We start from the raw sequence: 26,055 nt of genomic DNA, 5'->3' as shown, positions 1-26,055 counted from the left end.
GACGTCCGCACATTTGCAGCCCTCCGACCAGCGGTCGCGTCACACCCGTCGGATCATGTCGCATCGCGAACCCGATGTTGTGCTTGCACCTCGATACACGTCAATATGTCCACATGGATGAATCGCAGCGTTTCTGTCCGATAACTCGACCACAAATCCGTACGGGTTTCGGTGATCTGGATCGACATTTGCATGGGCACACTCAACTCGGCCATACTTCCCAGGGACTACCGGATAAGGGGCCTGGTCAGACGCTACCCGATTGGAGCTTTCGTTGACTACGCTGAAGGTTCTTCACACGACGACTTATCGATTCAACGAACCCGTGCGCCTATTGCCCCACCGCCTGATCCTTCGTCCGCGTGAAAGCCGCGAGCTTCGTCTGATTTCAAGCAACATCACGGTGACGCCGCCTGCGGCCTTGACCTGGGCGCACGATGTATTCGGCAATACAATCGCGACGGCCACGTTTCAGATGACGGCATCCAGCCTGGTGATCGCCAGCGTCGCTGAGCTTCAGCTCGACGCGGTTGCGTGGCCGGTGTTCGATATAGCGGTCTCCGCCATGTCGTACCCGTTCCGCTATTCTGATGACGATTGGACCGATCTCGGCGCCCTCGCCCTTCCCCAGTTCTCAGACCAGGATGGTGTCCTGCGAAATTGGGCACAAATGTTCGTTCGCGGAAGTCGGACTGACACGCTGTCACTGCTAAAAGACCTCAGCGTCGGCGTGTCCGAAGCTGTCCGGTATCAGAGCCGTGAGGATGAGGGCACCCAAACGCCGGTAGAAACCCTAAATCGCGGCTGGGGGTCATGCCGGGATTTCGCGGTGCTATTCACCGAAGCGGCACGCATGCTCGGGTTCGGAGCCAGACTCGTGTCCGGCTATCTTTACAATCCGGAACTACGGAGCATCGGGTCGAGCGGTGCGGGATCGACCCATGCGTGGGCGGAGGTCTTCGTACCTGGAGCCGGCTGGATTACATTCGATCCGACGAATCGTAGCCTCGGTGGCTTCAATCTAATCCCGGTCGCGGTAGCGCGCGATATCCGCCAGATGATCCCGGTGTCCGGCAGCTTCGTGGGTAGCACCGGCGCCTTCGCCGGGATGTCCGTAGAAGTTCTTGTCACGTCCTAGATCGACCTTCGGCGGCTTGCCGATCGGCTACAGCCAATTGATTCCCGCCAACGGCAACAGCCGTTGAAGGATGGCCGCCAGGCAGATCAGCGCTACCAACAATTTGAGAAGGCTTGCCAAGCGGGATTCGTTGACGAACCTGTCGATGGCCCAGAAGCAAAGTGCCCCGACAACGCAAATGATCAAGATCCCGATGATGAGCGAAAGCATGGAAGCCCCCTGTGCTACCGCGGCAACGACGCGCGTGCGCTACTGCGGATGAAACAAAAAAATCGGCCACTGGCTCGCGCGCAAGGCGCGAATGTCTCCAATTAGCAAAATCAAGTCTGTCTAATCGTTGCACGCTCACGTTGCGCTAGATCAATTCACGTAAGCCTTTCTGGATCATTATTACGCGTCTTTTCCGAAGGCGCGGCTGCAGACAGCCGCGCTACCCGAAAACCCATTTGGAGATGCTGTCATGAACAAGTCGTCCAAAACTATGCTTGTTGCGCTCATCGCCGCCACCACGCAGTGGCTCGTCGCGCCGGTCTCTGCGACACCAGTAACCGCCCGCTGATGCTGCGCAGCGCCGTGGCGCCATCGGTAGAGACGGTGCAATATCGCCGCGGCTGGCGCGGCGGCTATCGTGGCGATGCAGGCATAGGAGTTGGTGCAGGCATCGCTGGCGCCCTGATCGGCGGAGCGATCATTGCGCAACGCAACCCTACGGGTATTACGGCTACGGCCCCGGCTATTACGGGCCGGCCTATGTCGCTCCGGCTCCCTATGTTGGCGACGCGGTCAGCTATTGCGCGCAACGCTTCAGGTCCTATGACCCGTATTCCGGCACCTATCTCGGCTACGACGGCCTGCGACACCCATGCCCCTAATGATGGCAACCGGAATCTCGGCTGTCTAATGTGGTGTGGACAGAGTCATCGGGCATAGCGCGGCCTTCATCAGCGGTATGCTCGAAGGGCCGTTCGATGGGCGGGCTTCCTCTCAAAAATCGATAGCGAATATCGCTGATGCAAGTCAACGACGACCAACGGTTCGCGCCGCAGCTTACTTCCCGCAACTGATCATCGGAGGATACCTCATGGACAAGGACCGCGTCATCGGATCGGCGAAGCAAATCAAGGGCACCGTCAAGCAAGCGGTCGGCAAGATCGTCGGCGACGCCAAGCTGGAGGCAGAGGGCAACGCCGAGAAGATCGAGGGGCAGGTTCAAAATGCCGTCGGCGGTCTCAAGGACACGCTCAAAGGAAAATAGGCCAAAGGTGCGAATTTGTTCGCTTCGCGAGCCCTTCGCGAAGCGAGCAACCGTCGCAAGGTCGCATGTGATTGCGACCGCGTTGCTGCAACTCATTCTGTTCGAACCGACGCGCGGACGATGCAAAGCCGGACGAGTGCGGTATTGCCTCGGTCTATTCGACCCTGAGCGAAGAGACGGCAAGCGGACAGGACACCAGCGTCAACGATCGAACCGCCGCGCATCGGTCACTGCCGTTTGGGACGCTCGTCCGGGTCGACAATCAAGAAAACGGGCAGTCGGTAGTACGGGTCACCGATCGCGGCCCGTTCGTCAGTGGAAGAATAATGATCTATCGCAAATCGCCGCACATGAGCTCGGTTTCGCCGATTTGACGAAGGTGTGCCTCAAGATCCTGTGGCTTCCTGGAACCTGACAATCATCGAGCCTTTTATTCGATCGGCGCGAGCTTGAGGCGGGTGAGTATCGCCACCAGGTTCTTCAAGCTTGAAGGGCTTCTTCAGCACAACCCTGTCCGGGTTACCGTCTCTGACGCTTTGACCGGTGTTGCCGGTGGAATAGGCGAACGGAACTCCGCGCGCACAGAGCGCCTCCGCTACCGGATAGCTATCGTCGCCACCCAGGTTCATGTCGAGCAGCGCGACGTCGAAGGCTTGCGCATCGATCAGCGCGAGCGCCTCATCGACCTTCGCGGCGGAAGTCACCGACTTGCAGCCGAGGTCGGCAAGCATGTCTTCAATCATCATGACAATCAGCATCTCATCCTCGACCACGAGGGCTCGCCGGCCGCAAAGCAACTTATCCAACAGGAGCACCTCTTGGTAACGGAATGTCCATCGTGCAGATGAAGCCCGTTCGGCTGATAGTCCAGTTGCACCGCGCCTCCCAGCTCATGGGCGAGGCCACGCTCGAGCACCCGCGAGCCAAATCCCTTGTGTACCGGCGGCGGGACGGGGGAACCACCTCTCTCGCTCCAGCTCAGCAAGAGCCTTTTCCCGGCGGGTGTCGTCTCCGCCGTCCACGAGATCTGGATCGATCCGACCGCGTTGGACAACGCACCGTATTTCACGGCATTGGTCGCAAGTTCGTTGAACGCGATACCAAGGGCCAAAGCTGCTTTTGGTGGAAAGCGGATGTTCTCCCCCGTGATCACGATGCGATCCGCCCGTCCGCCGGCCCCCCCGAATGGTTCCAGCGCATCGTGAGCGATATCGAGCAGGCCGGCACTTTCCCATTTCTCGCGGGTCAGCAGATCGTGCGACCGGAGAGCCGGACAACCGGGATTCAATGGATTGTCGAATCTGCTTGGGATCGGTCGTCGTTCGCAACGTCTGCCAGACGATCGATTGCGCCGTGGAAAGGGTATTCTTGACGCGATGGTTCAGCTCGTCGATCAGCATCCTGGATCGAGCTTCTCCTTGAGTTTGGTGAGATCAATCAGCGATGCAAAATACTGAACGATGTCGCCGCCTTCATCGCGTACCGGACTGACGAAGAGCGCGGCCCAAAATTCGCTGCCATCCTTGCGGCGGCAGAACACTTCGGCGCCGTTGGATGAACCCTCGAACTCGGCCTTGGCTCGCGTCAAGGCTCGGCATCCGAACCGCTGGCCATCAGAAAGTTGAAGTCTTTTCCGAGCACTTCCTCCCGGTCATACCCGGTCAGAGCGAGAAGACTGTCGTTGGCGAAGATGATCGGGTTGTCGGGTTTTGCCGCATCCGTGAACAGCATGGGCATTCGGGTCGTTTCAGCGGCGACGACAAACGGGCCGAGGTCCTTCCGAAAGCTCTCGACTGCGGCTTCGGCACCTTTCTGCCGGCCAGATTTTTCCGTTATCTCTGACATGTCCCCGGTCGATCATTGCGCTTTGCAGGCCGTGCCGTGACCAGGGCTCTGCAGGCTTCTTCCTGAAACAGGCGCTTTCATGGTAGCATAGTGATGATGCCGCCGGGGGAAGTCATTGCGGTGGGTCAATATCCTGATCGCCCGGGCCTGCTTGGCTAACGCAGTGATTCCGGCCGATGAAACAGGGGTGACGCGAACGTATGAAGGCTGACGTTGCATCACCCGCGGCTCCCCAGGCCGTCCCCCCTCCGGCCGAGGCAGTTCCGAAGCTGCCGCAGCCCGCAGATCCGCTGCTGCCGATCATGCCGGGCGCGGCCGCCAGACCTCCTCTCGCGGACGCGCTCATCCGAGCTGCGCCGGTACACGATTTCAATCTTGCCCGGGACCTGGGCTTGTTCGCGCGCGTGCTTCGGCAGGCTTCAGGCGGGCGACGGGTGATAGCGATCTTCATCGCCTCGACTGTCGTCACCATCGCCAATATGTATGGACAGGTCCAACTCAATGATTGGAACGGCCGGTTCTTCGACGCCGTCGGCCGCAAGGACCTGTCGGGCTTCGTCCATGATCTCCAGACGTTCGCTGTCATCATCGTCATTTTACTAGCGCTCACGGTCGCAAACACCTTCCTCCAGGAGCGCCTGAAGTTTCGACTGCGCGAATGGATCACCCGTCACCTCCTGGCCGAGTGGCTCAAGCCGTTGCGCGTCTATCAGCTCGGCTTTGCTGGCGAGTATGGACACAATCCGGACCAGCGCATCCAGGAGGATACGCGCCTCTTGGGCGACTACACCGCCGACCTCGGCTGCGGCATCGTCTATTCCTTGCTTCAGCTCGTCGCTTTCGTCGGCATGCTCTGGACTCTATCGGCGCAGGTCACGTTCCAGGTCGGGGGCTACGACATCGCCATTCCCGGTTACATGGTCTGGTGTGCGCTGGCTTATGCTTTGACCGGGTCTGCCCTGACCTGGATCGTGGGGCGGCCGCTGATCGCCCTGAACGGCGAGCGATATGCGCGCGAGGCGGAATTCCGCTTCGCACTCGTTCGCGTCAACGAATCCGGCGAGAGCATCGCACTGCATGGCGGCGAGACCGACGAACGACGGCATCTCGAGGCTGGGCTCGCGGCTGTCGTGGACACGATGCGACGGATATCCACTTCGCTCGCTCACCTGACCTGGATCACATCGGGCATTGGCTGGCTGTCGCTGGTCGTACCGATACTGGTGGCCGCACCGGCCTACTTCGGCGGCAATCTGACGCTGGGCGGCCTGATCATGGTGGCGGGCGCGTTCACCCAGGTACAATTGGCGTTGCGATGGTTCGTCGACAATTTTTCGCGGCTCGCCGACTGGCGTGCTGCGGTGCACCGGGTCGCGCGCTTCCGCGAAGCGCTCGACAGTCTCCCAGCGATCGAACACGGCGCGGAGGAAATCAAGCGCGCTCTGCACCCGGAGGGACATCTCGCTTTCGAAGGCGTGCGCATCCTCTTGCCGGACGGACATATCATCATCGATGACGCGACGGTCAGCATCACCCCAGGCGAGCGCGTGCTGATTGTCGGTGACACCGGAAGAGGAAAATCGACACTGTTTCGCGCCGTGGCGGGCCTCTGGCCGTGGGGATCCGGGATCATCCTCACGCCTGCGCCCGGGGCCATGGCGTTCCTGCCGCAGCGCCCTTACCTGCCGCTGGGGACGTTACGCAACGCCCTGAGTTATCCGAGCCCGCCCAACGCCTTCCTTGATGCGGATGTGCGACAGGCCTTGGTGCGGTGTGATCTCGGCGATCTCGTTCCCAAGCTCGACAAGACCGAGCGCTGGGACAAGGAGCTTTCGCTGGGCGAACAGGAGCGCCTCGCTTTTGCGCGCCTTCTCCTGCACAAGCCGGCATGGGTCTTTCTGGACGAAGCGACGGCCGCGCTCGACGAAGACAGCCAGCGCCGCCTCATGGCTTTGTTCGATGATGAACTGAAGCAGGCCACGGTATTGAGCATTGGTCACCGTCCGGATCTGGCCGTCTATCACACCCGAACGCTTCAGCTTGTTCATGGACGTGACGGTGACCGCCTCAAGCTCAAGCCGCCCCCTGCCCCACCTCCGCCTCGGCGCTGGCTGCAGCAGCTCGACGACTGGCTGCAGACTATCCGACCATAACGGGAGGCCACTTTTCGTACGGCCACATTTTTGATTTGGGTCAACCAGGCTTCGCGATCTTCGTAACAGGATGGGTTCCCTGTTGGGAACTTGCTCGGGATCTGCTGCTGACCGAGCAATGTTCGAGACAATGACGTCGCGACAGACCGCAAAGGGAGATATCGAAATGTCAATCGGGACCATCATTCTGATCATTCTGATCATCGCGCTGCTGGGCGGCTTTAGCGGGATCGGTGGCGGTCCGTTCTACTGGTGATTGTCATTCTGCTGATCCTGCTTTTGCTCGGCAAACTCTGACCAAGCGGGTGGCCGGTGAGCAGGTCACGGGTTAAGAATTCCGCTAATTCCATACGGGTGGCTTGAGATTGCCTCTGCCGCATCTGCTCATCATGGCGCATGCGCTGAGCCTACCGGCGTTCAGCGCAGCGATGCAGGCTCATTGGGTGTCATTAGGTCAACTTTGTTGACGCGTTCTCTTTCATCCTCATGATGATCATGGCCCCCTCCGCTTCGAAATACCGCGGCCGTTTTGCGCTATGTCAACGCCGCCGCGGCCGCGAAGAGCACGCTGTCTTCTGATATTTCTTCAACCTGTGGAGAAACCAGATGACCCTTCCGAGATTGTGGACTACCAGCCAGGAGCTTGCCTTCGACCCGTTCAGGGCCATGCGGCGTGACATGGAAAACGCGCTTCGCGCTTTCGATCAGGGTTCGCCTTCTTCCAGCATTGGGGCGGGGGCGCCGGCAATCAATGTGGCGGAAACCAAGGATGCCTTCGAAGTGACGGCCGAACTTCCCGGCGTGGACGACAAGGACATCAAGGTCAGCCTGGACGGCAACCAGCTGGTTATCTCCGGCGAGAAAAAGGCAGAGAGCACGAAAGACGAAAAGAACTGGCACGTCGAGGAGCGCAGCTACGGCTCATTCTATCGATCGATGTCCCTGCCCTTCGAGCCGGAAGAGGGAGCCGTCGAAGCTCATTTCGACAAGGGCGTGCTGCATCTCGCTATCAAGAAGCCCGCCAAGGCCGTGAAGACCACCAAGACAATCGATATCAAGACAGGCACTCCGCCGAGCGCGAGCCCCGGACCGAACAAGGCCCCCGCACCCGGCAAGGCTGCCTAACCCGTGCAGTCGGAAATCCGGAGGTCCGAGCCAGATAAGCTGGTTGCGGTCTCCGGATTTCGGCGTCGCCATTTCCGATGTGGTCGAGTGAGGTTGCGCAGCGTGATCGGCCTGTCGGTCCCCGAGAGGCCCCCCGTCACGCTTCCGCGATACGATGAGAGCTCCATTGAGAAAGCCAGTTCGCTCAACTGACGAGCCTGAGCCGAAGGCGCCGCGTGCCGACCGGCCGCCGACAGAAGGATTTGTGGTGGTTGTCGACGGGCACTTCAAGTCGGAGTTCGAGACGGCCGAAGCGGCAAAATCAGCCGGCCGTAAACTGAAATCGACCTATCCGATGCTCAAGGTCGAAATCTATGACGCCGCGACCAAAGTCCGAGCCTTATTGGACTCGGAAACTTAGCTATCGCACCGTCCTCATCGGGGAGCGGAGAATGGCCTTCCTCAAGAGAGAACTATATCGTCAGGTGAAAGGCCCCGAGATCACACACGAGGACCGTTCTTTGCTCGTCTTCGATACGGACACCAAGAGCTTGTATGTCGAGCGAGAGATGGCGCATCTGGAGACAGGACTCGGGGGCACAGTCGAATTCCACACATCGACGATGGATATTGCGGACTATCTCACACAGGGTGGCCAAACCGCTGGTCACCGCGAACTTTGGCGTTTGCTGAGAGCGCTATTCAATGAGGACAGCCGGTGACGGCGCCTCTCGCGAGACATGACTTCGCCGCGCCTCTTCACAACCATCATCTGATGACCTGCGCACCCAACTGACTGCCCCGGCGACGCGCACGGCAGCGTGTGTCATGTCAGGCCTTGCTTCTCTTTTACAATTTGCGCCAACAGCTTGCGTACCCGCTCATCGTGGAATGCCATTCCGAAAAGGGCGAGAACGACCTGGCCGGGCGGAAGTTCCTCGTCACTCTTTGCCTGCCGGATGAACATTTCCATCTCACCATTTTCGCGAACGACGATAGCCGCGTCGTTGGAACGGAGATCAATGCGAGTTGGTCGTTTTAGCCCGAACATTCACAGCTCCTGTTTGCGCCTTCCATCAGATGACGAGGATAACTGAGGGAGCAAACCTTCTTGATTGATTCAGGTCTCGCTCATGCCTCATCGCAAATTTCTTGAACTACAGCCGAAGTCTCGTTTGAGTCCGTTGATTTGCATCAAAATGACTTGGTGACACCCTCGTAAGCTTCGCCATGCCTTGGCATCAAGAGCGAAGCACACGAATCAGGAATCCCGGACAATGTCTCGCAATATTCTTTACCTCGTCATCGGCGGGCTCGCCGTCGTCGCGGTGACACTGGGCTATCAAGTGTACCGGGAGCGACAGAAAACCACTGGCGTCGAGATCAACATCGGCGAGCGTGGCATTTCAATCGAAAAGAAATAGCACGGCCGTTTTCCGGCCTATGCTGGCGACAACCGTCGCCGGAGCTTGAGGACCGCGCGCACAACTCGGACTGCCAAAAGGCCCAATAGCCCATAAGGTCCCACCAAAGGAGTCGGCCAGTGTCGATCGGACTTATCCTCGTTATCATCCTCATCATCTTCCTGCTTGGTGGCTTCAGCGGCCGCTTTGGCGGCTACGGCTACGGCTTCGGCCACGGCGGCATGGGTGTCATCGGCATTATCCTGGTCATCCTGGTCGTAGTGCTGCTGCTGGGTCGACTCTGATCCTCAGTGTCGGCTGCGTCGACCGGGCGCTATCGCAGACCATCCTATCATCGGCGTAACGGGGCCCAGCCAGCCCCAACGAGATGCTTGGTCGTGGCTTTCCGTCCGGTGTCGTCATGTGTCGTTTGAGCTTTTAAGAGCAGCCGCATGGCGGAGCACGGCTTGGCCTGGACGGCTCCTCTTACCCGATGGAATGGCGCGATGCGTACCATTGAAAACAATGCGTTTTTGCTGCTGACCATTGCGATATCGCTGGCATTCGCATGGATCTTGTTGCCATTCTATGGAGCGGTTCTCTGGGGAATCGTCACAGCCGTATTGTTTGCGCCATTGCATCGTTGGCTGCTGAGATCGATGGGGCAGCGGCGCTCCCTTGCCGCCCTGTCTGCGGTCATGATCATCATCGCGATCGTGATCCTGCCAATGACGCTGATCGCGGCGGCATTGACGCAGGAAGCGGTGGGCTTCTATGGGAAAGTCCAGTCGGGAGAGCTGGATCTCGGTCGATTCTTTCAGCAGGTCCATGACCTCTTGCCTGTATGGACGATCAATCTGCTGAACCGCTTCGGCCTGGCGAGTCTCGATGCGGTGCAGCAAAAGCTTTCCGCCGCCCTCATGACAGGCAGCCAATACATCGCCGCACAGGCGCTCAACATTGGTCAGAGTACGTTCGACTTCATCGTGAACCTGTTCGTCATGCTGTATCTGTTGTTCTTCCTGCTCCGCGACCAGGACGCGCTGTCCAAACGGATCAGAGATGCTATCCCGCTACGCGCCGAACAGCAGAGCGCCTTCGTCCTCAAGTTCGCAATCGTCATCCGCGCCACGGTCAAGGGCGACATGCTTGTGGCCCTGCTGCAGGGAGCGCTCGGAGGCCTGATATTCTGGTTTCTTGGGATCAGCGCTCCGCTGCTCTGGGCCGTTGTGATGGCCGTTTTTTCATTATTGCCGGCGATAGGCGCAGGCCTCATCTGGATCCCGGTCGCCGTCTATCTTCTCGTGACCGCTGCTATCTGGCAGGGCATAGTCTTGATCGCCTTCGGCGCGCTCATCATCGGACTCGTGGATAATTTCTTGCGTCCAATGCTGGTGGGCAAAGACACGAAGATGCCCGACTATGTCGTTCTCATCTCCACGCTGGGCGGAATCGCCACCTTCGGTCTCAACGGATTTGTCATCGGTCCGGTGATCGCGGCCATGTTCATCGCGGCTTGGGATATATTTTCGGCATCGAGGCAAGTCGCCGAGAAGGACGGCACCATTCGTTAGTGGTCACCGCCCGTCGGGCGAGCGCGATGAAGGCTTGCCAGGCTCCCAGACCTTGATCCCAATCAACAATTCGGCCCAGCGGTAGCCTAAGGTGGCGGCCATCCGACGCCTGGCCAAGGCGAACACGCATCTCGGCACTGGTGCCACAGCCGAAAGCAGGGACGCTCTGCCCTATGTGCCACTGCCGCCGGCCGGGCGCCCGGTCAAGGAGCCGCTCGCGCAGCCGCGATTTGCGACGAGGTATCGGATTGCCGTGGCGATCGCGGTGCTGTTATCCGCTGCATCTCTGGGCATCTGGTGGTCCCTCAGCGGCGACGCGTCGGTCCGGTATGAAACGGTGCCTGTTGCGATTGGTGACCTCGCGCGCGACGTAAACGCCACGGGCTCGGTCAATCCGGAATTGACGATCATTGTCGGGACCTATGTATCCGGCGTGATCCAGGAATTGAGCTGCGATTACAACACAGAGATCAAGCGCGGCCAGACCTGCGCCAAGATCGATCCTCGCCCGTACCAGAGCATCGTCGATCAAGCGAAGACCAGTCTTGCCATCGCCAAGGCGCAGCTGGAAAAGGACAAGGCATCGCTCACCTAGGCCAAGGCCAACCTGGTCCGTCGCCATCTCCGCCCTCACAGGCTGACCGGCGCCGGTATCACTGGCCGCGATCGCCGGCGGGTTCCTGTTCTCGGCAGCCGTTGGCATTTCTTCGGCTACTACTCCGCGCGAGAGCCGCTCGATCCCATCGAAGCGCTGCGCGACGAGTAAGCGAGACGTTGACCAGGCGTCTCTGCGTTGACGCTAACTTGAAAGCAGAAGCGCCCGCTTGAGCTGATTCCTGCAAGAAAGCCCGGCATTTCTGCCGGGCCTTCGCTATTGTTGAGCTCTGAACGAGTTGGACTAAAAATCCATGCCACCCATACCGCCACCTTGAGGCATGCCGCCACCGCCGGCGTTCTTCTTTGGCAATTCGGCCACCATGGCTTCGGTAGTGATCAGCAGCGCCGCAACAGAAGCCGCATTCTGAATCGCCACGCGAACGACCTTGGTCGGGTCGATGATGCCCTTGGTGACCAGGTTGCCGTACTCGCCGGACTGGGAGTCGAAGCCGTACGCATACTGATCCTTCTCCAGGATCTTGCCGACGATGACGGAGCCGTCCTCGCCAGCATTGATCGCGATCTGGCGCGCCGGATAGGATAGCGCCTTGCGCACGATCTCGACGCCGGTCTTCTGGTCATCGTTCTTGGTGCGCAGGCCCTTGAGATGCAGGGAGGCACGCAGCAGGGCGACGCCGCCGCCCGGCACGATGCCTTCCTCGACGGCCGCGCGGGTCGCATGCATCGCGTCATCCACGCGATCCTTGCGCTCCTTCACCTCGACCTCGGTCGCGCCACCGACGCGGATCACCGCGACGCCGCCTGCGAGCTTGGCCAGACGCTCCTGCAGCTTCTCACGGTCGTAGTCCGAGGTGGTCTCCTCGATCTGCGCCTTGATCTGGTTGACGCGCGCCTCGATGTCGGCCTTCTTGCCGGCGCCGCTGACGATGGTGGTGTTCTCCTTGTCGATCATCACCTTCTTGGCGCGACCGAGCATGGCGAGCGTAACGTTCGCAAGCTTGATGCCGAGATCTTCCGAGATCGCCTGACCACCGGTCAGGATCGCGATGTCCTGCAGCATGGCCTTGCGGCGATCGCCGAAGCCCGGCGCCTTGACGGCAGCGACCTTCAGACCGCCGCGCAGGCGGTTGACGACGAGAGTAGCGAGCGCTTCGCCTTCGACGTCTTCCGCGATAATCACAAGCGGCTTGCCGCTCTGCACCACGGCTTCGAGCAGCGGAAGCAATTCATTCAACTGAGACAGCTTCTTCTCGTTGATCAGGACGTAGGCATCGTCCATCTCAACGCGCATCTTGTCTGCGTTGGTAACAAAGTAGGGCGAGATGTAGCCGCGGTCGAACTGCATGCCTTCGACGACCTCGAGTTCAGTCTCGAGCGACTTCGCTTCTTCAACCGTGATAACGCCCTCGTTGCCGACCTTCTTCATGGCGTCGGAGAGGAACTTACCGATTTCCGCGTCGCCGTTAGCCGAGATGGTGCCGACCTGGGCGATTTCCTCGTTCGAGGTGACCTTCTTGGAGTTCTTCACGAGGTCGGCGACCACGGCTTCCACCGCGAGGTCGACACCGCGCTTCAGGTCCATCGGGTTCATGCCGGCGGCAACCGCCTTGGCGCCTTCACGGACAATCGCAGCCGCGAGCACGGTCGCGGTGGTGGTGCCGTCGCCGGCCGCATCCGCCGACTTGGAGGCAACTTCTCGCACCATCTGGGCGCCCATGTTCTCGAACTTGTCCTCAAGCTCGATCTCCTTGGCGACGGTGACGCCGTCCTTGGTGATGCGGGGGGCACCGAACGACTTGTCGAGCACGACGTTGCGGCCCTTGGGGCCGAGCGTGACCTTCACGGCGTTGGCGAGAATGTCGACGCCGCGCAACATCCTGTCGCGGGCGTCGACGCCGAATTTGACTTCTTTGGCCGACATAGTGATCTCCGTTTTCGACTGGTCAGATCCCAAGGACCGCGCGACTGCGCGAGCTCTTAATGACGAGTTGCACTTACAGGCTTCATCCTTCAAGACGCCGGCTGCGCCGACTGCTCAGGACAAAGAAAACTGACTGGCGCTTACGCGACCTTCTTCTTGGCGGAGGGCAGATCGGTGAGAACGCCCATAATGTCGCCTTCCTTCATGATCAGCAGTTCCTGACCATCGAGCTTGACCTCAGTACCGGACCACTTGCCGAACAGCACGCGATCGCCGACCTTGAGGTCTATCGGAATCAGCTTGCCGGCTTCGTCACGGCCACCCGGGCCGACCGCCGTGATTTCGCCCTGCGAGGGTTTTTCCTTGGCGCTGTCCGGAATGATGATTCCGCCAGTGGTCTTCTCTTCGGCTTCGATACGCTTGACCACAACGCGGTCGTGAAGCGGACGGAATTTCATGCTGTCCTCCTATTTTCTGGTTGTTGTTGCTTTGGACGAAATAGCAGTCGCGGCCAACGAGTGCTAATCAGCACATAAGCGGCCGCAGGAGGACGAACAAGACCGTCCAAAAATGATATTCTGCTCAGAACGTCACGAAATACCTGCCAAGGCAGCGGCGGCTAAGGATCCGGTCAAGACCAGCTGTGTGGCGCTAAGTCGTTGGACGCAGGGCCATTAAGAAAGCCACCCATCACGCAGCTTTTGCGTTGTTCTCGACGTGCGCCAGAATACGCCGGACGTCGGTCGCTTCTTGTGCAGCCATTCAGCGGTGCTTGTCGAGATCGAGTGGCTCGTCACTCGTGAGGCGCGTCGGCATCAATGCGCTGCGCGTCAGCCAGATCGACCGGGCTGATGGAAATCATCTCCATCGTTGAAGTGCGCGGCGGCGCCGCCGGCACCGTGATCACAGTGGCAACTCGGCGAAACGACGCGAACGATAATCCTTCGATCATCTCCTCATCGGTGATGACCTCGTAGGCACCCGGAGGCAGGAGGCGGTCGATGCCCTTGATTCGGAAGGGATGCTTGAAGGTGACCGTTTCGCGTCGGGAGCGCATGGTCATGATCGGCTATCCGTCAGAAACAGCTTCGCATCGGCACTATAGTGAAGCAATCCGTTTACCGTGATCTTTGTGCCGAGATTAGCTATCTCTTTATCATGAGATGGCTGCGAAGTCACCAAATACAAGGCAATACACGTCCCGGATTTGTTGGTGATGCCGGCCGACGAGATGCTTGCTGATGCTAAGTGGAAAAATGCGTTGGCGATCGGCGAGCATTGGGAAGCAGAAATGCTATCTCGCAAATCTACCAGCCGAGATAGGCCTGCGGCGGTTGGCAGCAACGGTCAAGGCGCGATTGATCTGCGAGCAAGCGCATCAACAGTTTAAAGAGGAATTAGGTCTCGATCACTTCGAGGGATGATCGTGACACGGTCTTTATCGTCACGCTCTTATGACGATGATTGCTTACTCCTTCTTGCCGCACTGCCGCATTGCCAAAACGGGGCGCAAAAATGAATCGACGGGCCACCACCTCAGCCCAGCCTGCCGGCCGTACGTCCCGCCATCGTCGCTCTCATTCTTCAGCCATCAGATCCGCGATACCCATACTGCAGAACACAGGTCAGCGAAAAGCAACGGCGAGGACAAATCTGCCAAGGTCGTTTCAGCGCACACGCGAGGCGCCTTTATGATCGTGCAGGAAACGGGTCAACGCGGTGGCGTCGTGCGATTTTCCCGAGGCCGCGTGCTCGAAGAGCCTGCGTTGGACGTCAGTAGGCAGATCATTCCATTCGCTGACAAGGGCGGCACCCAGACATTCCAGGACTCTGCGCTCCACGTCCCGCAAATCGCTGGCTTCATAGGGTAAAGGCCACGCCAACTCCTGCGCTCCGCTTTCCTCGTCCCAACGGTCGAGAGCGGTTGCCATTTCTTCTTCCGGCGCTGTTCTTCGACCTTTCTTTTTGACCATGCTACATAATCGCACATATCGCAGGTAAGCGCCATTCGGTCGATCGCGGGCCGATCCGCAGCGTCAATCCTTCCAGTACCGAGAATGCCGCGACTGCGAAGATCGGTTTAGACGGCGCCCAATAGCTCAGCTCGGCAGAGTATCCTATCTTTCCCGCGAGAAGATCTATATGTTTGCAAGTAGCGCCTTGATCTTGCCGCTCGACATCCATGCGTCGCGCCCGACCTCAAGCGCGAGATTGCCTGATGACGGAACCATTGGTTCCGATGGAAGGACTTGTGGATTTCGCGTGGGGAGCGGCGTGAATGTGGGCACCGGCGGATGTCACCGCTCGATCATTTGCGTTGCCGTGTTCGCCGAGATTTTTTGGCGGCTCGGCGTCACGCAACCCTGACAGCGCGGAGAGGACCCGCTTGAGCCGCTTGGTCATCGTCTCCAACCGTGTCGCCTTGCCGGGAGAAGCTGCGCAGCGCAGCGGCGGACTTGTGACCGGCCTTGTCGACGCTCTGCATCAGGCTGGAGGCTTATGGTTTGGGTGGAGTGGCAGGCTAGGAGAAACAACACCAGAGCCGAACGTTTTCGAAAGCGAGGGAGTGACGTACGCCACGGTCGATCTTACCCGCGCGGACCATGACGGCTACTACAGCGGCTTCTCCAACGCGGCACTGTGGCCCTTATTCCACTATCGGCTCGATCTCATGAACTTTACCCGACGGGACTTGGCCGCCTATCGACGGGTGAACGCCCTACTCGCGGACGCCCTCGCGCCCCTGCTCAGGCCGAGTGATCTCGTCTGGGTCCATGACTATCATCTGATCCCGATGGCCGAGGAACTTCGCCGCGCCGGGGCCACACAACGGATCGGGTTCTTCTTGCATACGCCGTTTCCGTCTTTGGGTGTGCTGGCGACCCTTCCCCACTACGGCGACCTGCTAAAATCACTGTGCGCTTATGATCTCGTCGGCTTCCAGACGGTGGAGGATCTGACTGCCTTTCATGACGCCATCGTTCGCCGCGCAGGAGGCAAGGTTTCGTCCGATGGCCACGTTCAGGCTTTCGATCGCGTTCTTCGCGCCGCCGCCTTCCCGATCGGGATCGATACTGAAGCCATTGCCGAAATGGCCAATCGCGCTGTGAAATCCCTGGCGGCACGCCGGCTGCAGGAGAGTCTCCGGGGGCGCCAGCTCATCATTGGGGTGGACCGGCTGGATTACAGCAAGGGTCTCGAGCACCGGTTCAAAGCGTTCGCCGGCTTTCTCGACGGCTATCCCGCACATCACAACCATGTCCGCTTGCTGCAGATCGCCACCGCGACGCGCAGCGACGTTCCTGAATACCGTGCGCTGCGGCAGAGGCTCGGTGCGCTGGCGGGCGACGTGGCCGGTCGGTTCGCGGAACTCGATTGGGCACCGATCCAGTATTTGAACAGGAGCTTTTCCCAGCGCTCGCTCGCGGGCTTCTTTCGGCTCAGTCGCGTCGCTCTTGTCACTCCGTTGCGCGACGGAATGAACCTGGTTGCCAAGGAGTATGTCGCTGCACAGCACCCCGATGACCCCGGCGTGCTCATTCTCTCGCCATTCGCGGGCGCGGCCTATGAACTCGACGCTGCTGTGATTGCCAACCCGTATGACCCCGACGCCGTCGCCGAAGCATTGCAGACTGCGCTGGGGATGCCACTTGAGGAGCGATGCGAGCGTTGGCGGGCCATGATGGTGGTACTGCGCCGCAATAGCATTACGGCGTGGCGCGAGAGTTTCCTCGGGGCACTTAGGCGCTAGCTCGGGATTGTTCGGAACGGGGCATCGGTGCAGCAGGTCGCGATAATCTCGTTCGTCAACGAGGTTGCTCCAGTCCGCCGATAAGGTGGTTACTTCGAGATCATCTCCGGGGCGGAAATGATCCACGAGTGACGGAACCAGCTGTATCCATTTCATCGTCGCGCTGGACCAGATAGACCAAAGGCAAGTCGCCTGCAGCGTTCTCCGTTTTCGCGTCAATGTAGTACACTTCTTCTGCTGGCTTGGCGCGACGCACCCTGATCAGGGACTTCCCATCCCAAAGCGGCCTGTGCCCGATCGTCATTCGCTTCAAGTCCTCTTGCAGCCAGTCCTCCTTGCCGAGTTCTCTGGCCTGACGAAGCGTCGCGGCTCTGAACGCCAAAATCGGCTGACCGTCGATCTCCAGCACGAAGACGGTCGGAGGCGGCGCCTCGGCCCTAGCTTGCATCATCATCTGAACCGCCGCTTCCTCCGCTGGTCGACGCGGCCTTCGCGAACTTCGGAGGGTCCTCTTGTCAGCCGGCGCTTGCGTTTCATACGTTCCTCGCGTGGCCGATGCATCGTCCATCTTGTCGATCTGAGCTCCGGCAAGCTCCTCTGCGCGCGCTCCGTGACTGACATCGAAAGATCGCTTCTGTCCGTCGAATTGAAGCCCGATCTCGATCAGGCGACGGATGGCTTCGGAGCGGGAGGCGGCGTCGTTTCTTTCCGACCATCTCGCGATTTTGGCCAGGAGAGATTGCGGCAGACGAATACCGACATCGCGGCCAGTCGCCGGCCGCCCCCTCAGTTCTTTGACTTCGCCACAAGAGCCCGCCGGTTAATGCTCGCGGATTTTTTCGCAGAGATCGAGGCCAGCAACAGCCGTATTGGCAACGCACCATTGACGGCGCGAGCCAGTCGCGGCCTGCTTTGAGCATTGTATTCCGTCTTGGAATGCTTTCAAGAAGGACCCTTTGTTCGTGCCGGGATTTTGTCTTGGGTTAATCGCCGCAAACGTAGTTCCCTCTTTAGCCAATAGCGGCTCAAGCAGCTCCTGCGCGGGGCGGTCTGTTTCGGAAGCCCGGCTTCGAGACGCGAGACATTCTCTTTCGTGATGAAACGATCTATGACAAATGGTACTGCGGCGGTTCAGATCTTGTCTGATATTTCGCCGCGAGTACGTCCTTCCTTCGTCGGCCTCTGATCGGTCGCGAGAAGCGCATTCGAAGGCACTCCTGACCAGACAAGCCGGTTGCGGTCTCCGGGTTTTGTCATTCCCATTTTTCTAATGCCGTGGTGAGTTTCGCGGCTGACTCCGCTGTCGGTCTGAAAGAGTCGCCTCCTACGCTTCCGCGATACGATGTGAGAGCTCCGATGAAAAAGCCAGTTCGCTCAATTGACGAACCCGAGCAGGGGGCGCCACGTGCTGACAGACCGCCGACAGAAGGATTTGTCGTGATTGTGGACGGGCACTTCAAGTCGGAGTTTAACACAGCCGAAGCTGCCGAATCATCGGGTCGTAAACTGAAATCGGCTTATCCGATGCTCAAGATTGAAATTTATGACGCCGTTACAAAGGTCCGAACCTTATTGAGCTAGGACACGCAGCTGTAGCATTGTCTCATCGAGAGCGAAAATGGCCTTCTTAAAGAGAGAACTGTATCGTCAGGTACGGGGCCCCGACCACGCACGAGGTTTGCTGGTCGCTCTTCGATACAGACACCAAAAGCTTGGATATCGAGCGAGAGTGGCGCTTTGGAGACAGCCCGTGGGGGCACAGTTGAATTCGAAAAAACGACGATGGAAAATGCCGCCTATCTAACACAAGGCGGTCAAATCGCCGGTCACCGCAAGCTATGGCGTTTGCTGAGAGCGCTCTTCAACGAGGACAGTGGCAGTGCCGACTCCTCTCGTGAGATATAACGTTCCACATCGTTTGACGCCAGCCGCACACACAACTTAGCCGACTGACTCGGCGTGAGATGTGCGGAATATGGAAAAGCCAATCAGGATTATATCGTCTCTGCGATATGGCCGCGCCAACGGCCGCCCGCGGTACGTCACGTTAGGTTTTGCTTCTCTTTTGCGATTTTCGCGAACAGCTTGCGTACCATCTTCGAAATGTACCTGTGTTTGCGTATTGAAACGAGAATGGGCTATTTTCACTATAGCGCCAGTTTGGGTGGCAATCTTTTGTGGTTGTTCAGCCATAGGCTTCTAAAGTCGGGTATTCAGCGCAACGGAGGTTCGCGATGGAGCGATTCATCCACCAGAAAACATTCGCCGCTGCCGCAAACTTCTCGAAGAAGAGAAAGACGAGGAAGGCGGAATATAATTCGGAAGCTGCTGGCTGAGAAAGAGGCCAACGAGGAGGAGCCCGCCAGGCGGGAAGAGCGGCGGGACATGTCTAAGCATCCGTAAGCCGAAAATACGCCCCGAGAGCAAAGGAAGCGGTTAGCTGCGAGAGTTGGACTTGTTCGGTTGTTCAGACTGCTCAGTTCACTGTGAGCTTGATCTGGCCGTCTTCAATGTGTCCCCGCCGCGAGAGCGTCACGGGCCTTCTTTTCGATGGTCAATGGACAGAAGGTGACCGCCGAAGCTAATCGACGCAAGGCGCCACTACATTCGCAATCTCGTCGCGTTTCACGAGGCGCTTCGGTCGGGGGGCCAAACTTGGCGTATTGCAGAACGCCTCGGTCAGCATCTGACGGAGTTCAGCCTTCGTCTTCTGTGGTTGCCGCGCGCTCGATTTTTGCCATTTTGCCATTCATCTTATATGGGGATGCCGGAGCAAAATGCCAACTTTCCGTTCAAGATTGGGATTTGCCACGGCGACGAGGGTCGGAACGACCAAAAAGGAACCGACCGCTTCGACCAAGAGTTCATATGCACGGTCGACGATGTCGTCCAAAGATGTCGTCTTCGCGAACATGGCCTGGGCTTCAGCCAGTAATTGGCCGCGAGTCGGCATGTTAGGCAGATGCACGTCCGCCCGATGGTGCAATTGAACAAGCACGTCCCTCACGGACAACTCGGTCTGATGGACTGATGATTTGATCGCCAGCACGATGCTTTCAGGATTGAAGCGAGCAACGAGCTGCTCGGCCGTTCGCTTTATTGCGCGAGATCCCAAGCGTTGCTCGTTGCGGAGAACCTGCTCCGGCGGCCTCTTCAAATTCCAGACAATTCCGAACCACGACAAGGTCACTAAGATACAATAGGTTGCATCGACCTCCCACCAACGGAAGCCTTGTTGGGCGCTACTTTGGTAAGCGTGATGATTGTTGTGCCAACCCTCACCCATCGTAAACAGAGCCAGAAGCCAATTGTTGCGGGAGTCATCACCCGTAACAAATCGCTTGCGTCCGTGAACATGTGCGAGGGAGTTAATGCAAAACGTTGCATGATACAGAAGCACTGTGCTCCAGAGGAATCCGACCACAAGTCCTGACCATCCGGCAATGAGGAAGCAAAGACCTGCCGTCACGATCGCTGGCAAAAGCTCGAATTTGTGCAGCCACATCAACTCGGGATATGACGAAAAGTCCGAAACTTTCGGTAGATCTGTAGCATCGTTCTGTCGATAGAATATCCAGCTTACGTGACTATAAACAAATCCTTTGTGGCTTGGCGAATGCACATCCTTCTCAGTATCGGAATGAAGATGGTGATGTCGATGTTTCGCAGCCCACCAAAGGACGCTTTTCTGCGAGCTGCTTTGCGCGAGGAATGCAAGAATGAATTGAAATGCCCGGCTCGTTGAGTAAGCTCGATGCGAGAAGTATCGGTGATATCCGGCGGTGATCGCGAACATGCGCAACCAATATAGTACGACGCACAACGCAATCGCTGGCCATGAGACACCCGACCAGATCGCCATGAGGGACCCAGCATGGATCATTAGAAATGGGAGGACCTGCGGGTAGATGATGTCGTCGTGTTCCTGACCTGGATCAATATCGGTAGACACTCTTGCGACCTCGTTGTTTCAGTGCGGGACTGTCGCACCGGTAGGAGGGCTCACGCGCTGGCTGGCAGCCTTAACGGGGTAGTAAAAAACAACCCCGCGGCCGGTAAACCGGTCACGGGGCGAAACCAAAGGCTCTGCCAGTACATCCGTGGTCAAAGCACAGCATGGCATCGATTGCGAGCTTACGCCGCCCGCAGATTCTCTGCGGCAGACTTGCCGGTCCGGCGGTCTGCAACGACGTCGAAAGAAACCTTCTGTCCCTCGTCGAGGGTGCTCATGCCAGCGTGTTCAACCGCGCTGATATGAACGAAGACATCTTGGCTTCCTTGGTCTGGCTGAATGAAGCCGAAGCCTTTCTGACCGTTAAACCACTTCACAGTTCCCGTATTCATGGGTGATCGTCCTTTAGGATAGGTGTTTGGAGCCGCGCTCAAGGGCGCAGCAAGCTAGTTCGAGATCTGGAGGGAGGGTCGTCAGTCAGGCGCGCTTTAGGCGGCGAGGCCAAGTCGTTCGGCCGAAACTCGATAAACCTTAGATGGCTATTGCTCGTTCGTTCCGCAAGTGGCCTTGGCGAGGGACGGCCTCCCAATGCACTATCGACGCCATCTCAGTGATGCCGTCGGGGAACGGCGCCCTGTGCTTGCGAGAAACGTCTTCAACGAAGGCTCCAGGATTCTTACCCGCAACTCCATCCGTTTCGCCGACGGGTCCGCGGGTTATGCGTTCAATTCGACTTCATGAATGGACGGTAGCCGACGCGTTTGGGGCAGAAAACGATTAGACTCATCTCTTGATATCGGCCGACCAAGTCTTCTCGATTAGCTTTATCACGGCGTCAGGCATCGGAATGTAGTCGAGTTCCTCGGCCGTCTTGGAGCCCTTCGCGAATGCCCATCTGAAGAACTTGATGGCCTCCGCGGAGGCGGTTTTGTCAGGCGGTTCCTTGCGCATCACGATGAAGGTCGATGCGGTAACGGGCCACGATTTCTCTCCAGGCTGATCAGTGAGGACGAGATAATACCCCGGGGCGTTGGCCCAGTTGGCATTCGAGGCAGCAGCTTGGAAGGACTCCATGTTCGGCTGCACGATCGCGCCAGCCTTATTGACCATCGCGCTATAGGTCATCTTGTTCTGCTTGGCATAGGCGTACTCCACATAGCCGATCGAATTCTTCGTCTGGCCCACGTTCCCGGAGACGCCTTCGTTACCCTTAGCGCCGACGCCGACCGGCCACTCAACCGCGGTGCCCTCCCCGACCTTGGATTTCCAGTCCGCGCTAACCTTGGACAGGTAGTTGGTGAAATTGAAGGTCGTGCCCGAGCCATCAGAACGGCGCACAACAGTGATCGCTTCGTTCGGCAACTTCACATTAGGATTGAGCTTTTTGATCGCCGGATCGTTCCACTTGGTGACTTTGCCGAGATAGATGTTGGCCAGCGCTTCACCGTCGAATACAAGCTCACCAGGCTCTACAGACTCGAGATTGACCACGGGAACGATTGCCCCCATCACCATCGGCCATTGGATCAACCCATCCTTCTCGAGCTGCTCGACCTTTAGTGGCATGTCGGTGGCGCCAAATGTAATGGTCTTGGCCTGGACCTGCTTAATGCCACCGCCCGAGCCGATCGACTGGTAGTTCAGATTGTTTCCGGTCTCCTTGTGATAGGCGTCAGCCCATTTGGAATACAGCGGAAACGGGAACGTGGCGCCTGCACCGGTGACGTTGGCCGCGAGCGCCGACGTTGCTGCGGCAACGAAGCTGGCACCGAGGAGCGTTTTCACGAAATTCATCACTAGGCTCCATCTCTGACAGCCGCGGACTTCAATCCGTTCGAGGCACTGAAATCAGATCGGAAATTTGAAAGGGCAACATTGATTTGCATCAACCTGTTATAGGTAGCGCCACCGTCCATGAAACTCGCGGGTATCGTTTGAACTCGGCGGTCCAATCCGCTGCCGACGCCACAATGGTCTATGATGTAACGTGAACTTCCCTGAGAGCTAGACCGAATTAACATACTGTGGCGTTCTGGCTTACGCCCGATCTCATCGCCGGTTATCAGTACGAACTTGTCGAGCGGTCACATCGCATGTCTCCAGCGTGCTTGAAATCATGCATGGCAATTCGGGGACGGCATCCCCATATCATAACTCAATCCACTAACTTGCCAAAAGGCGCGGTGTCCGCCGAATAAGCGCACCTGGAGTATACTCGATGATTGCCGTAGTTCGACCGGTTCTGCGGAGTTGCCCGCAATCCGCCTCGTAGCAATTCAACCAACACACGCCTTGTGTATCCGGCAACCCGTTTCCTTGATTCAGGAGGTCAGCCAACGAGGCTACGTCATTGCAAGTCCGGTGTCTGCATCCCGCGATTTAATGCTCGCTGCGGTCCCGAGCCTTCGTGCTTTCGCAATTTCATTGTGCCGAAATATCGACCGGGCCGACGACCTGGTGCAGGAGACCCTACTGCGCGCGCTTTCTCACATTGACTCGTTTCAGCCAGGCACAAACATGTCGGCGTAGCTTTTTACGATTCTACGCAATCATTTTAGGTCGGAATATCGTAAGCAACGGCGGGAAGTCGAAGACGTCGACGGCAGCTTTGCCGAAAAGCTGGAATCACAACCCAGTCAAATCAGCCATCTAGAATTCCAGGAACTCCGTGATGCGCTCGCAAAGCTCCCGATCGATCAGCGCGAAGCGCTAACGTTGGTTGGTGTGTCCGGATATTCGTATCAAGAGGCAGCAAAAGTTTGCCACTGCGCCGTCGGGACGATTAAGAGCCGGGTGAACCGCGCTCGCTCTCGGCTTTCGCAGCTCTTGTTACTCGAAAACACCCAATTCAAAACACCGAATCAATAGCGGAGTTCGGGGCATCCTCGCGCACGGATTGCACTTGAGCGGATCAGTGGTTTTGGCGCGCTTGAATGAGATCATCATGGGAGCGATGAACCAGGCCAGTGGCAGTGACACGAAGCTGCCAAATTAGTGCGGCGGCTTTACCTCGCCTGCCCGCCAGCCGACCGCATCCGTCTTCATTGGATCCACGGCGAAAGATACAACTTCCGTGCGTTCGCAGGTCGAGCATTCAAAAGTGCGCTCCTCGAATCCACGTTTGCCCGGAGATATGCGCGCCAATGCCATCCGGTGCTTACATACCGGACACATAGGCCGCGTGTTTAGAGATGCAGTCATCTCTTTACCACCCAAGCCAGATGAAACGCGTTCCGGAACAGGAATCGTAGCCGCCCCGATTGCGCGCGGGTCGAGCGCGAACCGCACGGCGAAACGCGCGCCTTGCCCAGGAGGATTTGCGCCCCAAATCGCCTGACCACCAATTTGATTGACCAGAGATGAAACGATCTTCATCCCGAGACCGTTCGATTTCGTTGGATCAAACCCTCTCGGAAAGCCGGGACCATCGTCAGAGACCGAAAGTTCGTAGCCTCCCGCATTCATGCCCAGCCTTACTGTAATCTTTCCATGGGCATGTTTGGCGGAGTTCGTAACAAGCTCACTGACAATGTATGCCAGCGGTACTCCGATCGTGGTCGGCACTTCCAGCGCAATCCCTTCAACTGTAAGATTACGCTCGCGATGCTCGCCCGGAAGGATCCCGCTCAGGTCGTGGCAGAGGTTCTCAAGATAGTTTTTAAGCTCGACACTTCCGACGTGATCAAGAGCGTGAAGACGTTTATGTACGCTGCCTATTGTGGCGACGCGATTTGCGGCGATTTTTAATTGCTCGGCTGCCTTCGCGTTCCGCGTTTCACGGCTTTGCAATGAAAGCAAGCTTGCAACCATTTGAAGGCCGTTCATCAGTCTATGGTCAGACTCACGGCCCATAAGATCTTTGTGCTTAATTAATTCCTCTTTCTGATCTAACAGCACTTGTTCGCGCGCGAGAGCGTCGCGTAATTGGGCTTCTGTGTGATTTAGCCTTTCGATTTCCTTCTGCCCCGCCTCAATCGCAATGCAAAATGCGCGTGGGCAATCTTGGGGCCGTTGAAATGCCGCTGCTTGAACAAAAGTTTGTTGCCGAGACGTGGGTGCGTCACTCATGGTCTACTCCAAAAGCAACAGTCGTGGTGAACCCGGTATTCCACCCCGGGGCCAAGTAGGAGAGCTAATCCGCCGGCTGGAGACCCGGTCTTCGTAGCCATTCGCTTATGTTCAGGCCGATTTCGGCCTGCCGGGCTTTACGTATCAGTTCCTGGCGCTTCGCGCCTGTCGGAAGCCATTTTGGCTGCCTCACGCAACCGCTTCACCTCTTCGGCAAGGCGCTCGTCGAGGGACTTTGTCTGCTTAAAGCGGCACCGCTTCTTCATGGCACTCCCCGCGGATACCTTACGAGGCAGAGATCACCATTGCGGTATGTGCGATACCGTAGTTAAATTGCGCAAGGGACGTTTTGATTCAGATCAACTAGCTCTTTGATGGGCAGTACTGCACCAGCTCCAGCAGAAAATCGATCCCGTTACAAAGGCCTCTTCATCGGCGGGGCGCTAGGACGTAATCTCATCGGTCCACACCTTAAAACTGACCAGGGTATTGGGTCCAAACGTCTGGGTAATCGGGACGTCAGCAGCGTCACGCCCTTGAGCAATCAATATACGTCCAATTCGTGGGATGTTGTTACGCGGATCGAACGTGTACCAACGCCCGCCAATGTAAGCTTCGAACCAACCAGCGAAATCGCCTGGGGCATATGGCGGTGGCATGCCGATGTCGCCTAGATAGCCGGTGCAGTATCTTGCCGGAACGTTCATGCAGCGGCAGAATGTAATGGCCAGATGTGCGTAGTCGCGACAAACGCCCTTGCCCTCGTTGAAGACATCCTGTGCCGTCTTGGTTGCACGCGCGTGCTCATAGCCAAATTGAATGTGATTGTGAACAAAATCGCAGATCGCTTGAATGCGCCTCCATCCGGGCGGCTCCTTCTCAAAGAGCTTCCAGGCGACATCGGACAGCTGGTCGGTTTCGCAATAGCGACTGCCAAGGAGATATACGATCGTCTCTGCCGGCAAGTCCTGGACCGCGTGTTGGGAAGCCGAGGGCACAATGATGTCCGGCAAGCCTGTGTCGCGAATTATGCCGTCAGCCGCCAGGCGTATCCGACCAGTTGGAGCAACGATGCGGCTGCACCAATTACCGAAGCCATCACGGTATGGGACGATCGCAACTGAGGGGTCAGTTGTTAGATAATCGGGTACGATAACATCCGAGGCGCGAGTAAAATGTGCACCCAGTACCATGATCATGGGTGTGGGCTGCGGAAAGTCGTAGATTATTTCATAGCCGACCCGAATCTTCACCTGAGTCCTCCAATCGCAAT

General features: G+C 58.0%; 29 protein-coding genes and 4 pseudogenes. 17 read left to right on the top strand and 16 right to left on the bottom strand.

The features are described from left to right. The first annotated feature begins 274 nt into the window (after positions 1-274). Positions 275-1,138 carry a transglutaminase family protein gene (locus tag ACH79_RS25520; protein WP_161853436.1) on the top strand — a complete coding sequence of 288 codons (864 nt, stop codon included), beginning with the start codon at positions 275-277 and terminating at the stop codon, positions 1,136-1,138. A gap of 27 nt (positions 1,139-1,165) precedes the next feature. Here the strand turns inward: ACH79_RS25520 and ACH79_RS25515 are convergent, their stop codons facing one another. Then, complete coding sequence (locus ACH79_RS25515; protein WP_161853435.1) at positions 1,166-1,348, bottom strand: hypothetical protein; 183 nt, start codon at positions 1,346-1,348, stop codon at positions 1,166-1,168. Between the two features lie 303 nt (positions 1,349-1,651). Here ACH79_RS25515 and ACH79_RS25510 point away from each other — a divergent pair. The 3 genes and pseudogenes from ACH79_RS25510 (at position 1,652) to ACH79_RS25500 (ending at position 2,767) form a co-directional block, all read left to right on the top strand. After that, positions 1,652-2,010 (top strand): annotated as a pseudogene (locus tag ACH79_RS25510) (BA14K family protein). A gap of 209 nt (positions 2,011-2,219) precedes the next feature. After that, positions 2,220-2,393 (top strand): CsbD family protein, encoded by a 174-nt coding sequence (locus ACH79_RS25505; RefSeq protein WP_161853434.1) that lies wholly within the window; start codon positions 2,220-2,222, stop codon positions 2,391-2,393. 71 nt (positions 2,394-2,464) lie between these two features. Further along, positions 2,465-2,767: a septal ring lytic transglycosylase RlpA family protein gene (locus ACH79_RS25500; protein WP_246738113.1), complete on the top strand. Its 303-nt coding sequence runs from the start codon at positions 2,465-2,467 to the stop codon at positions 2,765-2,767. Between the two features lie 12 nt (positions 2,768-2,779). Here the strand turns inward: ACH79_RS25500 and ACH79_RS25495 are convergent, their stop codons facing one another. The 4 genes from ACH79_RS25495 to ACH79_RS44820 all read right to left on the bottom strand — a co-directional run bounded on the left by ACH79_RS25495 (position 2,780) and on the right by ACH79_RS44820 (position 4,130). Further along, complete coding sequence (locus tag ACH79_RS25495; protein ID WP_246738112.1) at positions 2,780-3,199, bottom strand: response regulator; 420 nt, start codon at positions 3,197-3,199, stop codon at positions 2,780-2,782. A gap of 84 nt (positions 3,200-3,283) precedes the next feature. Further along, positions 3,284-3,793, bottom strand: coding sequence for an HWE histidine kinase domain-containing protein (locus ACH79_RS44180; RefSeq protein ID WP_246738111.1), 510 nt, complete (start codon positions 3,791-3,793; stop codon positions 3,284-3,286). Continuing rightward, on the bottom strand, positions 3,787-3,981 hold the full coding sequence (locus ACH79_RS44825; RefSeq protein ID WP_256380273.1) for a PAS domain S-box protein: 195 nt from the start codon (positions 3,979-3,981) through the stop codon (positions 3,787-3,789). Before ACH79_RS44825 ends, ACH79_RS44180 begins: the two co-directional genes overlap by 7 nt. Beyond that, positions 3,978-4,130 carry a PAS domain-containing protein gene (locus tag ACH79_RS44820; RefSeq protein ID WP_256380272.1) on the bottom strand — a complete coding sequence of 51 codons (153 nt, stop codon included), beginning with the start codon at positions 4,128-4,130 and terminating at the stop codon, positions 3,978-3,980. The genes ACH79_RS44825 and ACH79_RS44820 overlap by 4 nt, the downstream gene beginning before the upstream one ends. A 410-nt stretch (positions 4,131-4,540) precedes the next feature. On the opposite strand from ACH79_RS44820, the gene ACH79_RS25485 reads away from it, so the two are divergent. From ACH79_RS25485 to ACH79_RS25465, 5 genes and pseudogenes are all read left to right on the top strand, one after another. Continuing rightward, positions 4,541-6,391 carry an ABC transporter ATP-binding protein/permease gene (locus ACH79_RS25485; protein WP_161853433.1) on the top strand — a complete coding sequence of 617 codons (1,851 nt, stop codon included), beginning with the start codon at positions 4,541-4,543 and terminating at the stop codon, positions 6,389-6,391. A 166-nt stretch (positions 6,392-6,557) separates the two neighbouring features. Continuing rightward, positions 6,558-6,688 (top strand): annotated as a pseudogene (locus tag ACH79_RS25480) (DUF3309 domain-containing protein). A gap of 309 nt (positions 6,689-6,997) precedes the next feature. Further along, the gene (locus ACH79_RS25475; RefSeq protein WP_161853432.1) at positions 6,998-7,516 is read left to right on the top strand and encodes an Hsp20/alpha crystallin family protein; all 519 of its coding nucleotides are present in this window, start codon (positions 6,998-7,000) and stop codon (positions 7,514-7,516) included. A 166-nt stretch (positions 7,517-7,682) separates the two neighbouring features. Continuing rightward, positions 7,683-7,916 (top strand): hypothetical protein, encoded by a 234-nt coding sequence (locus tag ACH79_RS25470; protein WP_161853431.1) that lies wholly within the window; start codon positions 7,683-7,685, stop codon positions 7,914-7,916. Between the two features lie 31 nt (positions 7,917-7,947). Continuing rightward, on the top strand, positions 7,948-8,217 hold the full coding sequence (locus ACH79_RS25465; RefSeq protein ID WP_161853430.1) for a hypothetical protein: 270 nt from the start codon (positions 7,948-7,950) through the stop codon (positions 8,215-8,217). 104 nt (positions 8,218-8,321) lie between these two features. Here the strand turns inward: ACH79_RS25465 and ACH79_RS25460 are convergent, their stop codons facing one another. After that, positions 8,322-8,546: a hypothetical protein gene (locus ACH79_RS25460; RefSeq protein ID WP_161853429.1), complete on the bottom strand. Its 225-nt coding sequence runs from the start codon at positions 8,544-8,546 to the stop codon at positions 8,322-8,324. A gap of 226 nt (positions 8,547-8,772) precedes the next feature. Between ACH79_RS25460 and ACH79_RS43120 the strand changes: the two genes are divergently transcribed. The 4 genes from ACH79_RS43120 (at position 8,773) to ACH79_RS25445 (ending at position 11,067) form a co-directional block, all read left to right on the top strand. Then, complete coding sequence (locus tag ACH79_RS43120) at positions 8,773-8,919, top strand: hypothetical protein (RefSeq protein WP_202639033.1); 147 nt, start codon at positions 8,773-8,775, stop codon at positions 8,917-8,919. 119 nt (positions 8,920-9,038) lie between these two features. Then, positions 9,039-9,203 carry a DUF3309 family protein gene (locus ACH79_RS25455; protein ID WP_161853428.1) on the top strand — a complete coding sequence of 55 codons (165 nt, stop codon included), beginning with the start codon at positions 9,039-9,041 and terminating at the stop codon, positions 9,201-9,203. 201 nt (positions 9,204-9,404) lie between these two features. After that, complete coding sequence (locus tag ACH79_RS25450; protein ID WP_161853427.1) at positions 9,405-10,472, top strand: AI-2E family transporter; 1,068 nt, start codon at positions 9,405-9,407, stop codon at positions 10,470-10,472. A gap of 253 nt (positions 10,473-10,725) precedes the next feature. Next, a complete protein-coding gene (locus tag ACH79_RS25445) occupies positions 10,726-11,067 on the top strand; it encodes a hypothetical protein (protein ID WP_202639032.1) in 342 nt (113 codons plus the stop codon). A 303-nt stretch (positions 11,068-11,370) separates the two neighbouring features. On the opposite strand, the gene groL is transcribed toward ACH79_RS25445, so the two are convergent. The 3 genes from groL to ACH79_RS25430 form a co-directional block, all read right to left on the bottom strand. Then, positions 11,371-13,011 (bottom strand): chaperonin GroEL, encoded by a 1,641-nt coding sequence (gene groL, locus ACH79_RS25440; RefSeq protein WP_161853426.1) that lies wholly within the window; start codon positions 13,009-13,011, stop codon positions 11,371-11,373. Positions 13,012-13,151: 140 nt separating this feature from the next. Then, entirely contained in the window at positions 13,152-13,469 is a 318-nt protein-coding gene (locus tag ACH79_RS25435) for a co-chaperone GroES (RefSeq protein WP_161853425.1), read from the bottom strand. 335 nt (positions 13,470-13,804) lie between these two features. Continuing rightward, complete coding sequence (locus ACH79_RS25430; RefSeq protein WP_161853424.1) at positions 13,805-14,074, bottom strand: hypothetical protein; 270 nt, start codon at positions 14,072-14,074, stop codon at positions 13,805-13,807. 132 nt (positions 14,075-14,206) lie between these two features. Here ACH79_RS25430 and ACH79_RS25425 point away from each other — a divergent pair. After that, positions 14,207-14,706: pseudogene (locus ACH79_RS25425) on the top strand (IS701 family transposase); the annotation flags it as partial. On the opposite strand, the gene ACH79_RS25420 reads toward ACH79_RS25425, so the two are convergent. Beyond that, positions 14,679-14,984 carry a hypothetical protein gene (locus ACH79_RS25420; protein WP_161853423.1) on the bottom strand — a complete coding sequence of 102 codons (306 nt, stop codon included), beginning with the start codon at positions 14,982-14,984 and terminating at the stop codon, positions 14,679-14,681. The pseudogene ACH79_RS25425 and the gene ACH79_RS25420 sit on opposite strands and share 28 nt — an antisense overlap. Before the next feature lie 413 nt (positions 14,985-15,397). Here ACH79_RS25420 and ACH79_RS25415 point away from each other — a divergent pair, with 413 nt between their 5' ends. After that, positions 15,398-16,762 (top strand): trehalose-6-phosphate synthase, encoded by a 1,365-nt coding sequence (locus ACH79_RS25415; protein WP_161853422.1) that lies wholly within the window; start codon positions 15,398-15,400, stop codon positions 16,760-16,762. A gap of 100 nt (positions 16,763-16,862) precedes the next feature. Here ACH79_RS25415 and ACH79_RS25410 read toward each other — a convergent pair whose 3' ends face one another. Next, complete coding sequence (locus ACH79_RS25410) at positions 16,863-17,216, bottom strand: hypothetical protein (protein WP_161853421.1); 354 nt, start codon at positions 17,214-17,216, stop codon at positions 16,863-16,865. Positions 17,217-18,118: 902 nt separating this feature from the next. Between ACH79_RS25410 and ACH79_RS25400 the strand changes: the two genes are divergently transcribed. After that, positions 18,119-18,343, top strand: a complete 225-nt coding sequence (locus ACH79_RS25400) for a hypothetical protein (RefSeq protein ID WP_161853420.1) — start codon at positions 18,119-18,121, stop codon at positions 18,341-18,343. 1,168 nt (positions 18,344-19,511) lie between these two features. Here the strand turns inward: ACH79_RS25400 and ACH79_RS25395 are convergent. From ACH79_RS25395 to pstS, 3 genes are all read right to left on the bottom strand, one after another. After that, positions 19,512-20,714 carry an acyl-CoA desaturase gene (locus ACH79_RS25395; RefSeq protein ID WP_371419275.1) on the bottom strand — a complete coding sequence of 401 codons (1,203 nt, stop codon included), beginning with the start codon at positions 20,712-20,714 and terminating at the stop codon, positions 19,512-19,514. 182 nt (positions 20,715-20,896) lie between these two features. Beyond that, a complete protein-coding gene (locus ACH79_RS25390) occupies positions 20,897-21,106 on the bottom strand; it encodes a cold-shock protein (protein WP_161853419.1) in 210 nt (69 codons plus the stop codon). 391 nt (positions 21,107-21,497) lie between these two features. Then, positions 21,498-22,508, bottom strand: coding sequence for a phosphate ABC transporter substrate-binding protein PstS (pstS, locus tag ACH79_RS25385; protein WP_161856552.1), 1,011 nt, complete (start codon positions 22,506-22,508; stop codon positions 21,498-21,500). A 588-nt stretch (positions 22,509-23,096) separates the two neighbouring features. Between pstS and ACH79_RS25380 the strand changes: the two are divergent. Continuing rightward, positions 23,097-23,582, top strand: a pseudogene (locus ACH79_RS25380) (sigma-70 family RNA polymerase sigma factor). Between the two features lie 123 nt (positions 23,583-23,705). On the opposite strand, the gene ACH79_RS25375 reads toward ACH79_RS25380, so the two are convergent. Both ACH79_RS25375 and ACH79_RS25370 read right to left on the bottom strand, forming a co-directional pair. Then, positions 23,706-24,782 carry a sensor histidine kinase gene (locus tag ACH79_RS25375; RefSeq protein WP_161853418.1) on the bottom strand — a complete coding sequence of 359 codons (1,077 nt, stop codon included), beginning with the start codon at positions 24,780-24,782 and terminating at the stop codon, positions 23,706-23,708. A gap of 443 nt (positions 24,783-25,225) precedes the next feature. After that, positions 25,226-26,035 (bottom strand): transglutaminase family protein, encoded by an 810-nt coding sequence (locus tag ACH79_RS25370; protein ID WP_161853417.1) that lies wholly within the window; start codon positions 26,033-26,035, stop codon positions 25,226-25,228. Positions 26,036-26,055 lie beyond the last annotated feature (20 nt).

The organism is Bradyrhizobium sp. CCBAU 051011, from assembly GCF_009930815.1.
GTDB lineage: Bacteria > Pseudomonadota > Alphaproteobacteria > Rhizobiales > Xanthobacteraceae > Bradyrhizobium.
The sequence above is the reverse complement of the archived record's forward strand: the minus strand, read 5'-3'. Positions and strand labels throughout refer to the sequence as shown.